This is a genomic window from Vagococcus changpingensis, from assembly GCF_058211775.1.
This window is the reverse complement of sequence record NZ_JBYVZB010000013.1, coordinates 1-1,050: the sequence shown is the minus strand read 5'-3', so window position 1 is coordinate 1,050 and position 1,050 is coordinate 1. Positions and strand designations below refer to the sequence as shown.

11 tRNA genes are annotated in these 1,050 nt (G+C 50.1%); all 11 read right to left on the bottom strand.

The annotated features are described in order from the left end of the window. Positions 1 to 20: 20 nt before the first annotated feature. Positions 21 to 110, bottom strand: a tRNA-Ser gene (locus tag AC37UB_RS10165). An 11-nt stretch (positions 111 to 121) separates the two neighbouring features. Continuing rightward, a tRNA-Glu gene (locus tag AC37UB_RS10160) sits at positions 122 to 193 on the bottom strand. A 21-nt stretch (positions 194 to 214) separates the two neighbouring features. Continuing rightward, a tRNA-Ile gene (locus AC37UB_RS10155) sits at positions 215 to 288 on the bottom strand. Between the two features lie 13 nt (positions 289 to 301). Continuing rightward, positions 302 to 372 (bottom strand) — tRNA-Gly (locus AC37UB_RS10150). A gap of 9 nt (positions 373 to 381) precedes the next feature. After that, positions 382 to 454, bottom strand: a tRNA-Phe gene (locus AC37UB_RS10145). A gap of 8 nt (positions 455 to 462) precedes the next feature. Continuing rightward, a tRNA-Asp gene (locus AC37UB_RS10140) sits at positions 463 to 535 on the bottom strand. A gap of 3 nt (positions 536 to 538) precedes the next feature. Continuing rightward, positions 539 to 612: transfer RNA gene (locus AC37UB_RS10135), tRNA-Met, on the bottom strand. 9 nt (positions 613 to 621) lie between these two features. Further along, a tRNA-Ser gene (locus AC37UB_RS10130) sits at positions 622 to 711 on the bottom strand. Positions 712 to 731: 20 nt separating this feature from the next. Further along, positions 732 to 805, bottom strand: a tRNA-Ile gene (locus AC37UB_RS10125). 16 nt (positions 806 to 821) lie between these two features. Then, positions 822 to 895 (bottom strand) — tRNA-Met (locus tag AC37UB_RS10120). A 35-nt stretch (positions 896 to 930) separates the two neighbouring features. After that, positions 931 to 1,004: transfer RNA gene (locus AC37UB_RS10115), tRNA-Arg, on the bottom strand. Positions 1,005 to 1,050: the final 46 nt, after the last annotated feature.

Here is a 1,050-nt window from a genome sequence, read left to right as displayed (position 1 = left end):
TCCACTCCGCGATATTAATAAGGAGGATAAGGGATTCGAACCCTTGCGTGCTTTTACACACCTGACGGTTTTCAAGACCGTTCCCTTCAGCCGGACTTGGGTAATCCTCCATAATAAAATATGACCCGTACGGGACTCGAACCCGTGTTACCGCCGTGAAAGGGCGGTGTCTTAACCGCTTGACCAACGGGCCAAAAATACTACTTAAAACTAATGGGCCTAAATGGACTCGAACCATCGACCTCACGCTTATCAGGCGTGCGCTCTAACCAGCTGAGCTATAGGCCCTATTTAATTCTAAAGCGGGTGACGAGAATCGAACTCGCGACAACAGCTTGGAAGGCTGTAGTTTTACCACTAAACTACACCCGCTAATATAAATGGCGCAAGACAGAATCGAACTGCCGACACACGGAGCTTCAATCCGTTGCTCTACCAACTGAGCTACTGCGCCATTAAATACGGTCCCGACGGGAATCGAACCCGCGATCTCCTGCGTGACAGGCAGGCATGTTAACCCCTACACCACGGAACCTAATTGCGGAGACAGGATTTGAACCTGTGACCTTCGGGTTATGAGCCCGACGAGCTACCTAACTGCTCCACTCCGCGATATTAATAAGGAGGATAAGGGATTCGAACCCTTGCGTGCTTTTACACACCTGACGGTTTTCAAGACCGTTCCCTTCAGCCGGACTTGGGTAATCCTCCATAATAAAAATAACTTTCAATGGACCTTGTAGGACTCGAACCTACGACCGCCCGGTTATGAGCCGGGAGCTCTAACCAACTGAGCTAAAGGTCCAAAGGTCGAAAATTTATCGCGGCGGAGGGGATCGAACCCCCGACCTCCCGGGTATGAACCGGACGCTCTAGCCAGCTGAGCTACACCGCGAAATAAACAATTACTATAAAATATAAGTAATTAAACGCGCCCAAGAGGAGTCGAACCCCTAACCTTCTGATCCGTAGTCAGACACTCTATCCAGTTGAGCTATGGGCGCTATTAATGATGCCGAGGACCGGAATCGAACCGGTACGGTGATCACT